Origin of the sequence: Rhodoferax sp. (genome assembly GCF_023701345.1) — a bacterium.
Taxonomy (GTDB): Bacteria; Pseudomonadota; Gammaproteobacteria; order Burkholderiales; family Burkholderiaceae_C; genus Rhodoferax.
The window spans coordinates 1-12977 of sequence record NZ_JAMPXE010000005.1 but is presented as its reverse complement, the minus strand read 5'-3'; the positions used below and the strand labels follow the sequence as shown (position 1 = coordinate 12977).

At 52.8% G+C, this 12977-nt stretch carries 13 protein-coding genes; 10 read left to right on the top strand and 3 right to left on the bottom strand.

The genetic code is table 11. The features are described 5' to 3' along the window. Positions 1–23: 23 nt before the first annotated feature. A complete protein-coding gene (locus tag NDI87_RS01525) occupies positions 24–908 on the bottom strand; it encodes a LysR substrate-binding domain-containing protein (protein WP_296273034.1) in 885 nt (294 codons plus the stop codon). Between the two features lie 226 nt (positions 909–1134). Between NDI87_RS01525 and NDI87_RS01520 the strand changes: the two genes are divergently transcribed. From NDI87_RS01520 to otnK, 9 genes are all read left to right on the top strand, one after another. Beyond that, positions 1135–2412 (top strand): ribulose-bisphosphate carboxylase large subunit family protein, encoded by a 1278-nt coding sequence (locus NDI87_RS01520; protein WP_296273033.1) that lies wholly within the window; start codon positions 1135–1137, stop codon positions 2410–2412. A gap of 17 nt (positions 2413–2429) precedes the next feature. Beyond that, entirely contained in the window at positions 2430–3815 is a 1386-nt protein-coding gene (locus tag NDI87_RS01515; RefSeq protein ID WP_296273032.1) for a four-carbon acid sugar kinase family protein, read from the top strand. 140 nt (positions 3816–3955) lie between these two features. Then, on the top strand, positions 3956–4975 hold the full coding sequence (locus tag NDI87_RS01510; protein ID WP_296273031.1) for an alcohol dehydrogenase catalytic domain-containing protein: 1020 nt from the start codon (positions 3956–3958) through the stop codon (positions 4973–4975). A 123-nt stretch (positions 4976–5098) separates the two neighbouring features. Continuing rightward, positions 5099–6079, top strand: a complete 981-nt coding sequence (locus NDI87_RS01505; protein WP_296273030.1) for a TRAP transporter substrate-binding protein — start codon at positions 5099–5101, stop codon at positions 6077–6079. Positions 6080–6164: 85 nt separating this feature from the next. After that, positions 6165–6623 carry a TRAP transporter small permease gene (locus NDI87_RS01500; RefSeq protein WP_296273029.1) on the top strand — a complete coding sequence of 153 codons (459 nt, stop codon included), beginning with the start codon at positions 6165–6167 and terminating at the stop codon, positions 6621–6623. A gap of 4 nt (positions 6624–6627) precedes the next feature. Next, positions 6628–7893 carry a TRAP transporter large permease gene (locus tag NDI87_RS01495; protein WP_296273028.1) on the top strand — a complete coding sequence of 422 codons (1266 nt, stop codon included), beginning with the start codon at positions 6628–6630 and terminating at the stop codon, positions 7891–7893. Between the two features lie 165 nt (positions 7894–8058). Further along, on the top strand, positions 8059–8667 hold the full coding sequence (locus tag NDI87_RS01490) for a histidine phosphatase family protein (RefSeq protein ID WP_296273027.1): 609 nt from the start codon (positions 8059–8061) through the stop codon (positions 8665–8667). A 117-nt stretch (positions 8668–8784) separates the two neighbouring features. Continuing rightward, the gene (locus NDI87_RS01485; RefSeq protein WP_296273026.1) at positions 8785–9396 is read left to right on the top strand and encodes an aspartate/glutamate racemase family protein; all 612 of its coding nucleotides are present in this window, start codon (positions 8785–8787) and stop codon (positions 9394–9396) included. Then, complete coding sequence (gene otnK, locus NDI87_RS01480; protein WP_296273025.1) at positions 9393–10679, top strand: 3-oxo-tetronate kinase; 1287 nt, start codon at positions 9393–9395, stop codon at positions 10677–10679. Before NDI87_RS01485 ends, otnK begins: the two co-directional genes overlap by 4 nt. 240 nt (positions 10680–10919) lie before the next feature. On the opposite strand, the gene NDI87_RS01475 is transcribed toward otnK, so the two are convergent. Continuing rightward, the gene (locus NDI87_RS01475; RefSeq protein ID WP_296273024.1) at positions 10920–11249 is read right to left on the bottom strand and encodes a DUF4148 domain-containing protein; all 330 of its coding nucleotides are present in this window, start codon (positions 11247–11249) and stop codon (positions 10920–10922) included. A gap of 273 nt (positions 11250–11522) precedes the next feature. On the opposite strand from NDI87_RS01475, the gene NDI87_RS01470 reads away from it, so the two are divergent. Next, entirely contained in the window at positions 11523–12116 is a 594-nt protein-coding gene (locus NDI87_RS01470; RefSeq protein ID WP_296273023.1) for an MBL fold metallo-hydrolase, read from the top strand. A gap of 42 nt (positions 12117–12158) precedes the next feature. Here the strand turns inward: NDI87_RS01470 and NDI87_RS01465 are convergent. Beyond that, positions 12159–12977, bottom strand: an 819-nt coding sequence (locus tag NDI87_RS01465) for an IS1634 family transposase (protein ID WP_296273022.1), incomplete at its 5' end; no start/stop codon positions are given.

The window sequence follows — 12977 nt, the reverse complement described above, 5'->3', positions numbered from 1 at the left end:
GCCAACCAAAAAGCAGTTGTCATCTAATCTTTTTCCGCCCGTCTGAGTTCTTCGATCAACCAGTCTTCGACGGCGATTGTCTCGGGTCTGGCACTCTGATGGGCAGCGATCCACAACGAAACCTTGTTGGGTCCCTGCACAAACCCAAAGGGAGCGACAAGCGTCCCTGCGTTCAGGTCATCGCGTACCAGCATTCTTGGAACATTCGCGACCCCGAGTCCACACTTTGCGGCCTGAATCATGAGATAGAAATGTTCGAACGAATCGGCAATCTTTAGCCGATTGCTGACATGACCGCAGGTGCGGAACCATTCCGACCAAGCCAAGGGCCTTGTCCTGGTTGCAAGTAAACGTGTTCGACTTAAGTCCTCAACCGATTGAAGACGCGCTGACTGCATGTATTCGGCGGTGCAAACCGGCCCGATCCATTCTTCAACGACATCCACCTTCAATGCCTCCTTTGGGAGTTCTCTGGTCGAGAGACGAATCGCAACGCTGATGTTTTCACGTGCAAAGTCCTCCAGACTTGAACTCATGTTGACGCGAAGATCCACCATCGGATGCAGTTGCCGAAACCGAGAAATTCGTGGAATCAGCCAGTACATCATGATCGACTCTGAGCATGAAAGTGTCACTGGCCCGGACATCAATTGTTCGATGCTGTTCTGTATTTGTTTGAAGGCTGAAGTCAAGCCTTCGGCCAGTCGCAAGCCCTGCGGTGTTGTGTCGGTGGAATGCGCATTGCGTCGAAGCAACTGGATTCCGAGCGTCTCTTCCAGCGACCGCACATGTCGGCTCACCGCTCCGTGCGTGACTGACAGTTCGTCTGCCGCATCCGTGAAGCTGCGAAGGCGGGCAGTTGCCTCGAAGGCACGTAGCGCATTGAGTGATGGTTTGGGTATCTTCATGACTCGTTCTCCGGCTCAGTAGGTACTCATGTCAAAGGTGCCCCCTGAGGCTTAGGGTTTTCCCCATCATATTGTGAGTTTTCCGCACAAATCACAGAATTCATATCGATTGATTAATTGGATTGTGAATCATATTATTCGAGCCATAGAGCAGGTAGAAGACAAAAAAATTCATTTCTATAAAAAATTTTCTGTTCAAAAATATCACACACAGTAGCTCCAAAGAATGTCCAAGCAAAACTCTTGCCGCCCCGAATTCACGGCGCGGTACTTTATTGAAAGTTCCGTGCCGACAGAGAAGGCGGCCGACATCATTGCTGGCGAGCAATCAAGTGGCACCTTCATGTCCCTGCCTGGCGAAACTGATGCGCTCAAATCACGTTCTCGTGCCCGTGTCACACGCATCGATACCCTGCCTCCTGTGTTCGAACCGTCACTGCGCAGTGCCTTTGTCGAACGACGGGCGCACAAGGGTATGTACCATCGCGCTGAGGTCGAAATCGCATTCCCAATCGCGAACGTCGGGCCCAACATCTCCACGCTGTTGGCCACCGTTGCCGGCAACCTCTTTGAGTTAGGCGAAGTCACGGGTCTGAAGCTGCTCGATATCGACATGCCTTCGACCTACGCAAGCCAATTTCCTGGGCCAAAATTCGGGATTGAAGGCACAAGAAAAAAAGCGGGGATCCACGGCAGGCCATTCATTGGCACCATCATCAAGCCGAGCATCGGGCTATCAGCGGCGGAGACGGCCGAGATGGTCGAGGCCTTGTGCGCGGCCGATATTGACTTCATCAAGGATGACGAACTGCTCGCCGATCCGCCGTACGCCCCTTTTGACGAGCGGCTCCATGCTGTCATGCCTGTATTGAAGCGGCACGCTGACCGGCTTGGGCGCATGCCGATGTATGCCTTTAATATCTCGGGCAGCATCGACGAGATGTTGCGTCGTCATGATGCGGTGCTGGCTGCGGGGGGCACCTGTGTCATGGTGAGCGCGAATTGGGTTGGCTTTGCTGGTGTAGAACATCTGCGCAAGCATACTGAGCTGCCAATTCACGGCCATCGAAACGGCTGGGGCGCATTCTCGCGTCATCCGCATCTTGGATTTTCGTTCGCTGCCTATCAAAAACTTTGGCGTCTGGTGGGTGTGGACCATCTTCACGTCAACGGCATTCGCGGCAAATTCAGCGAATCAGACGATTCGGTCATCGCGTCTGCCAGGTCTTGTCTGGCACCTTTTGCGGGTGTCACACCCCTGATGCCGGTGTTCTCGTCGGGACAGTGGGCCTCGCAAGCGCCGGATCTTTATGCCAACCTCGGGTCGACGGATCTGATGCACCTCGCGGGTGGTGGGATCCTGGGGCACCTGGACGGCATTGCTGCCGGTGTTTTGAGCATGCGCGAGGGCTGGGAAGCTGCCGTGGCTGGCGTCAGCCTGGAAGTGTTCGCGAAGACGCACCCCGCCCTCCAAAAAGCGCTCATCAAGTTCAGTCACACCTGATCATGACGGAAAACTGTATGAACGCTTCACCTCGCCTCGCCTTCTATGGCGACGACTTCACCGGGTCCACCGATGCGCTGGAAGTTCTTGCTTTTGCGGGCCTTCGCTGCGCGCTGTTTCTGAGCGCCCCGACACCCGAAACGCGACAGGAATTCGCGGGTTTTGATGCCATTGGAATCGCTGGCGACAGCCGCGGCATGTCACCCTCGGAAATGGACGCAATGCTGCCGTCGATCTTCCAGTCACTGGCGGATCTCAAGGCACCCATCGTGCATTACAAGGTCTGTTCCACGTTTGACAGTTCGCCGACCATTGGCAGCATGGGTCGGGTCATGGAAATCGGGCGCAGGATTTTTGGCACAGCCCCTATACCGATCGTGGCCGGCACTCCTGCGCTTGCCAGGTACTGCCTTTTTGGAAACCTGTTCGCAAGATCGGGCACCGACGGGCTGACGTATCGCATTGACAAGCACCCCATCATGAGCGTGCATCCCGTCACGCCGATCGACGAGAGTGATCTGACGCAATTCCTGGGTCGTCAAACCAGTCTGGCCATCGACAAGTTTGTGGTGTCGAACTTCGCCAACGATCGCGCCGCAATGGACGATGCGTGGGCGGTACTGACCAGCGCACAAGCTGCCGCAGTGCTCTTGGACGGCTTGACCCATGCGCATATGACCGAAGTGGGCAGGCTGATTGACGCCCATGCGTATCGGCAGGGAACGGTTTTTGTCGTCGGTTCCTCCGGCGTCGAATACGCGCTGACACAGTGGTGGCGTGAAAGCGGCCCTCAAACTCCTCCCACGCCAAAGTACGAATCCTTTGCCGGGGTTGACCAAGTTCTCGCCATCTCGGGCAGCGCATCGTCGCTCAGTGCGCTTCAAATTGATGCGGCCATAGCTGCCGGCTTCATCGACATGCCGATAAATGCCTGTGCTCTCGTCGATGAGCAACATTGGGAGTTTGCGGCATCCACCTTGGTCGCGGATGTTCTTGAACAGCTTCAGCAAGGCAAAAGCGTCATGTTGCATACCGCGCGTGGTCCACAAGACCCTCGCATTGAAGCCATGATTGGATCACTGGTGTTACTCGGCAAGTCAAGAGACGAGGCAAAACACAGTGGTGGTCGCCTGCTTGGCCTGCGACTCGGTTTGATCGTCAAGGCCATCCTGCTCGCAACGCCATTGCGCCGCCTGTTGTTGTCCGGGGGCGACACGTCAAGCCAGATTACCCGCGTACTGGCGCCTGACGCCCTTGAGATTGAAGCCCGCCTTGCGCCTGGCGCACCACTATGCCGGGTCATCTCGAAACAAATGCACCTTAATACGTTGCAGATTGCCTTGAAGGGCGGACAAATGGGCGACGAGTCTTATTTTGTAAAAGCGCTCCATGGCAATACCTGACGTAGTTACCCGGCAATTAACTCTAGCAAGGATAGAAATCATGAAATCAAACCACGGCCGACCAAAAGACATGAATTGACCGGCGTTAACCACATGTCCAGTTCAAATATTCAAATTTAATTTATATAGGAAAAAATGCAATGAAAGCAGCACTCGTCACTGATCTTGAAAAGGTTTCCATTCAGCAGGTCGATCGACCCGTCATCAAAGATGATGAGGTTTTGATCAAAGTAAAAACCGTTGGGGTTTGCGGCTCGGATCTGCATCTTTTCAGAGGAACCCATGCCTTCCGTAAACCGCCGGCCATCCTGGGGCACGAGGTTGCAGGAGATGTCGTTGAAATTGGCAAGAATGTCAAAACAGTCAAGATCGGCGATCGTGTCACGGTTGAACCGCAATATGGTTGTGGCGTATGCGAATACTGCAAACAAGGCCTCGTGAATTTATGCAGTACCAAGGTTGTTCCCGGAACTGCCAAGTGGATCGGTGTTTTTGTGGAGTATTTCAATGCACCCGAGGTCACCATACACAAATTGAATGACGAGGTGAGCTACAAAATGGGCACCATGATAGAGCCGCTTGCCGTGGCCGTGCGTGCCTTGAGAAAATCGACCGTCCAGGAAAAGGACTGCCTGGTCATCCTGGGTTCTGGAACCATCGGTCTCCTGACCTTGGTTGTTGCCAAGCAAATGGGCTACAAACACGTTGTCTGTACCGACACGGCTGAATTCAACCGTGACATGGCACTCAAACATGGTGCAACCCTCGCTATCAATCCCCTTGAATCAGATGTGGTGGATGTCGTAAAAAAACTGACCAATGGCCGAGGGGCCGACCTCGCGCTGATTGCAGCCGGTGCCAACAATATCGTTGACCAGGCTACCGCATGCGTTAGAAAGCGTGGCGAGATCGGCATTATTGCCATGATTACCGAAAAAATACCCTTTTATTCGTATCAGATCGTCATCAACGAACTCACCATGTACGGTGCGATGACCTATGAAACGAAAGATTTCAAGGAAGCTGCAGACATGATCAATAACGGCCTCGATTTGACAGACTTCATTACGCAGACGATGGATCTTGAGCATACGCAGGAAGGCCTTGACGTCTTAAGTCAGAAAAAGGAGCACGTCGTCAAAGTAATGATTGAAATTTAATCTCATTCACCTTTTAATTCCATATCCGAATCGATGAATATTATTCACCATAAGGAGAATATAAAGATATTGTGATAATTTTGCGTTTGTTTGTGTTAAATAATTAATTTAATTGGAGAATTTATGAAAAAGTTTGCCTTGTCTTTAATTGTCGGTCTGGCTGTCGCTTGCACTGCATTTGCCGCTGAACCGGTCAAAAAACCAATCGTGATGAAACTGGGTCACGTTCAAAATGAGTCCGATTTGTGGCAACTCGGTGCCCTCAAGTTTGCTGAATTGGTTGATGCCAAAACAAAAGGTGAAGTACAAATCAAGGTATTTCCCAACTCAACAATCGGCAACGACCGGGACATGGCTGAAGGCATGCAAATTGGCTCCGTCGATTTTGCCCTGATTGCAGGTGTTCTTGGAAATTTTGAACCTTCAATTCAAATCATGGAACTGCCGTACCTGTTCAAAGACGAAACACATTTACGCAAGGTCATGTACGGTCCGATCGGTGAGCAACTCCTTGATAAATTGCTGAAAAGTTCCGATATACGAGGATTGGCTTTCTGGGAGCGTGGTCCTCGTCAATTGACGACCAACAAACCGGTTAATTCATTGAATGACATCAAAGGACTCAAGATTCGGGTTCCTGAAATTCCCCCCATCATTGCGGCCTGGAAAGCCATGGGCACCAATCCTACGCCCATGGCATGGGGTGAGGTCTATACAGGATTGCAGCAAAATGTGATTGAAGCACAAGAAAATCCAGTCCCATTTATTCATGCTGGCAAAATATATGAAGTGCAGAAATATATTGCCATGACAAATCACAAGTATGAGTATGTTCTCATTGCCATGAGCAATAAAGCCTGGTTGAAATTGAGTGCCGACCAACAGAAGGCGGTTAAAGAAGCTGCTGCCGAGGCGACTCAATATGAGAACAAGCTTGTCTTTGAAAAATCTGACAACTTGTTGAAAGACTTGCAGGCAAAAGGCATGAAAGTCACCAAACCAGATACCACAGAATGGGCAAAACTGGCTCGCACGGTTCACAAGCAGTTCGCCGAAAAATACGGCATTGATCTTTACAACAAAATTATCGAAGCCGGCAAGTAAATATAAATTTTTACAAATAAAAAATTGACATCATCTTGAACAGTTCCGATGGTGTCAATTTTATTTACTGGTCAAGGAGAAAAAATTGGAAAAAAGGTTCTACGTTATTTTAAGAACAGTGTGCTTCTTGTTGATGTTGGCCATGGTGGCAATAATTTTTACCCAAGTTGTTGCGAGGTACGCATTTTCAAATTCACTTTCCTGGTCTGAAGAGGCTGGGCGCTACATATTTGTTTGGATGACATTTCTAGGTGCAGCAATGGCTGTCAGAAACAGACAGCACGTCAGTTTGGATTTGATTCTGAAGAGCTTGCCTATTTTTCCACAAAAGATTTTGCTTTCGATAAGTTACTTATCAATGATGATTTTTACTTCTGTATTGATTTATGGCGGTTTTAAATTTGTTGCACGCGGCTCTCGACAGGCAAGTTCAGCCTTGGAAATACCAATGAATTATGTCTATGTGGTCTTGCCTCTTGCCGGCATGTTGATTTTTGCGTATTTAGTAAAGAATTTTTATGAGGACGTCTTAGCCAGACGCTGATGCCATGACTTTAGTTTTGTTCAGTGTGTTTGTCGTTCTTGTATTGGTTGGCGTTCCCATTTCCTTTGTTTTGGGTATATCTTCCCTGGCTGCAATGTTTTTTGTAGCAGATTACCCGATGCAGGTCGTTATTCAACGAATGTTTGCCGGAGTGGACTCTTTTCCATTGATGGCGATCCCGTTTTTCATGCTTGCTGGTTCAGTGATGGAGAAAGGCGGCATCACCAGCCGGATCATCAATTTCGCCCTCGCGCTGGTGGGTGGGCTCCGTGGCAGCTTGGCCCATGTGGTGTCCATATCTGGTGTGATCATGGGTGGCATATCCGGTTCCGGTGTTGCAGATACAGCGGCCATTGGCACACTGATGGTTCCTGAAATGAAAAAAAGAGGGTATGAACTTCCATTTTCAGCTGCGCTGGTTGCTGCGTCAGGAAGTATTGGCCTTATTATTCCCCCAAGTATTGCCATGATTCTTTATGGCGTCGCTTCAGGCACATCTATTGGCGACTTGTTCATGGCTGGATTTTTGCCAGGAATATTAATAGCTGCGGGCTTCATGGTCGTTTCTCACTTCCACGCAAAAAAACGAAACTATCCAGCTGAGTCAACAATGACCCGTGCTCAAAAATGGGTATGTGTCAAAGATTCAGTGTGGGCTTTGTTGCTTCCAATCATCATTATTGTTGGAATTCGCATGGGTGTCTTTACACCAACCGAAGGCGGTGTTGTTGCCGCTGTCTATGCGATTTTCATTGGCAAATTTGTTTACAAGGAACTGGCCTGGAGCGATTTCCCAGAGATCTTCAGTAGCTCGGTGAGCAACACGGCGGTCATCAGTTTTCTGATTGCCACGGCTTCCTTGTTTGGTTGGATTTTGGCAAGTGAGCAAATTCCACAGCAAATCAGTGAAACGATCTTGAGCATTTCTGATAATAAATATGCCATATTGCTCATGATCAATCTTCTCTTGCTGGCAGTTGGCGTATTCATGGACCTTGGTCCGGCAATTATTATTTTGGTTCCTGTTCTTGTGCCTGTTGCCGTCTCCTTGGATGTCAATCTTACCCAGTTTGGCCTCATGATGGTCATCAACCTGACGATCGGTTTATTGACGCCTCCTGTGGGGACGGCTCTCTATGTGGCCAGTAATATCTCAAAAGTTTCGTTGTCGCGCCTGAGTCTTGCCGCTCTGCCTTTTGTTGGTGTCATGTTATTCGTCTTGATGCTGGTTACTTTTATCCCCAGCATGACGACTTGGGTTATTAAGTAGAATAAATTTAGTTTCTTTTGTTCATTTGATATTGAACTAAATCAAAATTTAAAATTGCATGAGAAATGTTGAATCGAAGTTGGTGATTCTTTAATGATTTCGAAAGAAATTAATTCACTAACTTCACTATACTAATGTTTAACCCTGAATTTGCGGCGATAAAAAATGACTCGTATATGTTTTGTTCGCCACGGTGAGACGGACTGGAATATTGAGCTGCGTTTGCAAGGTCAAATGGACCTGGCACTTAACGCCAAAGGTGAGGCACAAGCGACGGCAGTGGGGCGCCATTTTGTTGGCTCGACCGCGACGGCGTTGTACAGCAGCGACTTGTTGCGTGCCCGCCAAACGGCGCAGCCCATTTCTGAGGTCTTGCATTTGCCGATCATCCTTTTGCAGGCATTGCGAGAGCGACATTTTGGACGCTGCGAAGGGATGACCCTTGAGGAGATATCCCTCCAATATGAAGAAGACGCCCGGGCAATTGAAAGCCACGATCCAGATTACGCATCACCGGGCGGTGGGGAAAGCCGTCGACAACACCAGGTGCGTGTATTGGACTGCATTGAACACTTGGTGCGTGAGCATGAGGGACAAACCATTGTGGTGGTGACCCATGGCGGGGCGCTGGATGTCATCTACCGACGGGCCCGTCAGCTGCCGCTTGAGGCCCCTCGTGACTATCCGATTCCGAATGCCGGAATCAACTGGATCGGTATTGATGGCGATCAGTGGTCAATCGAGAGCTGGGGCGACGACGCACATCTCGGATAGTCCTTCCCTGTCGGCCGGTGCTGGCCAGAACAACCCATTTTTTGGAACGTTTTAATGACGACAAAGATTGCTTTTATCCACACGGTCGGATTTCTCTCTGACACTTTTCGACAGCTGATGCGTACAGAGATGCCAGATGTCGAGTGCTTTCACATCTTGAACGAGAGTTTGCTCAAGGACCTGCTGCGCGGCGGACCGCAGGAGCCGGTATACCGCCGCGTTGTCGAACAAATCTTGCTCGCGTCGGACGCGCAGCCTGACTTGATCGTTGTGACCTGCTCCTCGACCTCGCCAGCAGTGGACATCGCGCGTCGACTGGTTCGTCAACCTGTGCTCAAAATCGATGACCCCATGGCGGCGCAAGCCGTGCGCGAAGGCCGACGAATTGGCTTGCTTTGCACCGCGAGCAGTACGGTTGAACCCAGCACTGCGCTGTTGCAGTCGCACGCTGCCGAGCAGGGCATGTCGGTGAGCGTTCACCCAATGGTCAATGCTGACGCGTACGCAGCGCTGATGGCGGGAGATCGTACACGCCATGACCAGCTGGTGCGACTGTCTGCGGCCGAGTTGGCACCCTCAGTTGACGTGATCGTTTTAGCTCAGGCGTCCTTGGCGCATTTGCGGGATCTGCTGCAGGAGGAGTTGCCATGCCCCGTGCTGGCCAGTCCGCCCCTGCTCATGCGCGATCTGGCACAGCGCGTGGATATTCAACAGCAGGTGCAGTCATGAAACTCGGCTGCATTGCGGATGACTTTACCGGCGCAACCGATCTGGCCAACAACTTGGTGCGCTCCGGTATGCGGGTGATGCAGGCGATGGGTACGCCAGCGCAGCCGCTGGACGCCGATACGGATGCCGTGGTGATCGCACTCAAGTCGCGCACGCTTCCCAAAGAGGAGGCCATTGCTCAGTCACTGGCAGCACTTCATTGGCTGCAGACCCAGGGTGCGGAGCAAATCTATTTCAAGTATTGCTCCACTTTTGACAGCACGGCGCACGGCAATATTGGCCCGGTGACCGAGGCCCTGATGGACGCACTGGCCGACCTGCCAGGCAGCGACTTCACCATCGCCACGCCGGCATTTCCGGACAACCAGCGCACTGTTTTCAAGGGTCATTTGTTTGTCGCTGACGTTCTGCTCAATGAAAGCGGAATGCAGAATCACCCGCTCACACCCATGACCGATGCCAACTTGGTGCGCGTGTTGCAGGGGCAATGCCGCCGCAAGGTCGGCTTGATTGACTACAAGGTCGTGGCACAGGGCGAGGCGGCCATTCGTGCGCGCATTGAGCAACTGCGTGCCCAAGGCGTGAATCTGGCAGTGGTTGATGCGATTTCCAACGACGACCTGATCCGCCTGGGACCAGCGCTTAAAGACATGCCGTTGGTGACGGCAGGCTCGGGCGTTGCGATTGGCCTGCCCGCCAATTTTGGCATTGTGCCCTCCAGCGCGGCCAGCGCCTTGCCCGCCGCCACTGGCCTGAAAGCTGTGGTGTCGGGTAGCTGTTCGCTGGTAACCAATCGGCAGGTGATGGCATTCATCCAGGCGGGTCTTCCCGCATTAGAGATTGATCCCTTGCAGATTGCCACCCAAGAATCTACCGGCGTCAATGTGGTGGCCGATGCGTTGGCCTGGGCTGAGCCCTTGTTAGCTCAAGGACCGGTGCTCATTTATTCGTCGGCCGACGCAACGGCCGTCAAGTCCGTGCAGGGGATGTTGGGTGTGGAAACGGCCGGCGCATTGGTAGAGCGCACGCTGGCTGCGATTGCGCGTGGCCTGGTGGATTTGGGTGTGCGCCAGTTGGTGCTGGCCGGCGGCGAAACCTCGGGGGCCTGCGTGCAAGCCCTGGCCATCACACAAATGAAGATCGGGCCGCAAATTGACCCCGGTGTCCCTTGGTGCCATGCCCAAACCGAGGTCACGTCACATGAGGGGCTGCACTTGACGCTCAAGTCCGGCAACTTTGGGACTGACGACTTTTTTAGCAAAGCCTTCACGATGCTGACATGACGGTGGCGGCTTCCTGATGACGGCGACTCGCTGGCCGCCGCCGGCCACCTGAACCCCAAGGTCTGGACCGACAAGCAGGGCAACACCAAGCCCGCGCTGGACCTGGTGGCGCACCGGGTGGTGAGCACCGAGTCGGGGGTTTAGTCCGTCGCCGAAAGCCGGTTGCCGTCCGGAACTTCAAACATCAACGGGCCGCCCCCATAACGAACCCGCGCGGCCTCGGTCAGTGCCTGGCCACAGTCACACCTTTGGATGCATGTCCGGGTGCACTTCATTGCACAGCAGGCCGCTATCTGTGATCATGAAATTTCCGTCGCGCATGGCTTTGTTCATGTCCGCCTGCACTTGATTGCGAGTAACACTCGCTTGCGCTTGTTTGGCTGGGAAGCGATCCGGGTACAACTCGTTGGGCTTCAGACCTTGATCGTTAAGCATCGGTATGTCGCCAGCACGGATGGCCTGGGCCAGCTCGGCCTGCACTTGTTCGCGCGTGACGCCGGCGAGGGCCTGGGTGCCTGCGAGTAGACCGGTGGCGAGGATCAAGGCGACGGATGTAAATTTGGTATTCATGATGATTCCTTTCAAGGTTGTCAAACAGTTCCGGGCAGGTCGGTCGTCATCGTGTACCGTCTTGTCCAGCTTCTATCGCCGTATTGCGATATGGATGAACTATAGAAAGTGAACCTCGTCGGATGCATGACCGTCAAGTTACAAACAGGTCAGCAATGGAGGGTATGACTTCGGCTACCAATGAGACGGCTTTGGGACACCACGTGATCGCCGCGAGCTGTCAGAAAATTTGTTATAAATCTTGATACTTTGATCACAACAAGTTTCAACCCCATGTTTCGTTACCTCACCGTGCCCGTTACCGCCTTTGCGCAAAATTGTTCCCTGGTCTGGTGTGACCAGACGCTGCAAGCGGCCGTCATCGACCCCGGTGGCGACCTCGACCTGCTGCTTGAACAAGTGGCGCGGCTGGGTTTGAAGCTGGAACAAATCTGGCTCACTCATGCCCACATCGACCATGCCGGGGGCGCCGGTGAACTGGCCGAGCGGCTGGGTTTGCCCATTGTTGGCCCGCATCCGGCCGACCAGTTCTGGATCGACGGCTTGCCCGGGCAAAGCAAGATGTTTGGTTTTCCGCCGGCCCAAGCGTTCACCCCGACACGCTGGCTCAAGGACGGCGATACCGTGACCGTGGGGCAATGCACGTTGGCGGTGCGCCACTGCCCGGGTCACACGCCGGGTCATGTGGTGTTTTACGCCAGTGAGGCCAAGCGGGCCTTTGTCGGTGATGTGCTGTTTGCCGGTTCGATTGGTCGCACCGATTTTCCGCAGGGCGACCATGACACGCTGATCGCCAGCATCAAACTACGCCTGTGGCCGATGGGTGACGACACGGTGTTCATCCCCCCCGAGTTCGACACCAAATGACGCAAGTTATTGATTCATATAGAACCGGGTTCAAACTTGCCACTACAAAAGGGGTAACTGGGCGTCTTGGGTCGGTTTTTTGATGTTCAACGTCTCCAGCACCTTGGTTTGGCTGTCGTTGATCGTTGAGATGCCCGCGATGGGTTCGGCATTGTTGATGCGCACCTGATGGCGCTGAATTTTTCTCAGTTCTGCCAAGGCCCGCTCCGGCGACAGATCACTCTTGGCCAGTTTCAATCTTTGGCGCATGACACGGTAAACAATCAAAGCCAGGAAACAAACAAACGCATGGGCCCGGATTCTCTCGGGCAGGCGGTGATACACCGGGGCAATTTCCATCTCGGATTTGAGCACCCTAAAGCCCCGCTCGATATCAGCCAGAGCCTTGTAACGCCGCACTACTTCTGGTGGTGTCAAGTCAGCCACATTGGTGACCAACAATAACTTGCCGTCCATCAATTCAGCCTGTTTGAGCGCGTCTTCGTCTACGGTGTAGCTAAACAGGTCACTTTTGAGATCAACTTTGACTATCTTCGCCAGATGCGCTTCTTTGACCTCGTGATACAGCCGCGCCTTGGCGCCACTGTCAGAGAGCTTGCGGCCCCTGGCGCTCACGCCGCCGTCTTGCTCATCGAGTTTGCCAGCCCAGGCTTGCGCTTGGGTCTTCAAGGCGGCGATGCGCTCCTGGCGCAATTGCGTTTGCTCCTTGGCCCGTTGCGGGTGGTGCGCCACCACCAACCGCAGATCGTGCCAGGACGCTTCCTCAATCAGCTCTTGCTCGGCCCTCGTTGCCCGGCCTTCGAAGGCCTGCAGCACATCAACAAATTCACCGTGGCGCCGCCCCGGCACCGCCAGAATGAA

What these genes read in the sequence shown, in the direction of transcription:
- NDI87_RS01525 (WP_296273034.1), bottom strand. Translation starts at nt 908, where the DNA reads ATGAAGATACCCAAACCATCACTCAATGCGCTACGTGCCTTCGAGGCA.
- NDI87_RS01520 (WP_296273033.1), top strand. Translation starts at nt 1,135, where the DNA reads ATGTCCAAGCAAAACTCTTGCCGCCCCGAATTCACGGCGCGGTACTTT.
- NDI87_RS01515 (WP_296273032.1), top strand. Translation starts at nt 2,430, where the DNA reads ATGAACGCTTCACCTCGCCTCGCCTTCTATGGCGACGACTTCACCGGG.
- NDI87_RS01510 (WP_296273031.1), top strand. Translation starts at nt 3,956, where the DNA reads ATGAAAGCAGCACTCGTCACTGATCTTGAAAAGGTTTCCATTCAGCAG.
- NDI87_RS01505 (WP_296273030.1), top strand. Translation starts at nt 5,099, where the DNA reads ATGAAAAAGTTTGCCTTGTCTTTAATTGTCGGTCTGGCTGTCGCTTGC.
- NDI87_RS01495 (WP_296273028.1), top strand. Translation starts at nt 6,628, where the DNA reads ATGACTTTAGTTTTGTTCAGTGTGTTTGTCGTTCTTGTATTGGTTGGC.
- NDI87_RS01490 (WP_296273027.1), top strand. Translation starts at nt 8,059, where the DNA reads ATGACTCGTATATGTTTTGTTCGCCACGGTGAGACGGACTGGAATATT.
- NDI87_RS01485 (WP_296273026.1), top strand. Translation starts at nt 8,785, where the DNA reads ATGCGTACAGAGATGCCAGATGTCGAGTGCTTTCACATCTTGAACGAG.
- otnK (WP_296273025.1), top strand. Translation starts at nt 9,393, where the DNA reads ATGAAACTCGGCTGCATTGCGGATGACTTTACCGGCGCAACCGATCTG.
- NDI87_RS01475 (WP_296273024.1), bottom strand. Translation starts at nt 11,249, where the DNA reads ATGAATACCAAATTTACATCCGTCGCCTTGATCCTCGCCACCGGTCTA.
- NDI87_RS01470 (WP_296273023.1), top strand. Translation starts at nt 11,523, where the DNA reads ATGTTTCGTTACCTCACCGTGCCCGTTACCGCCTTTGCGCAAAATTGT.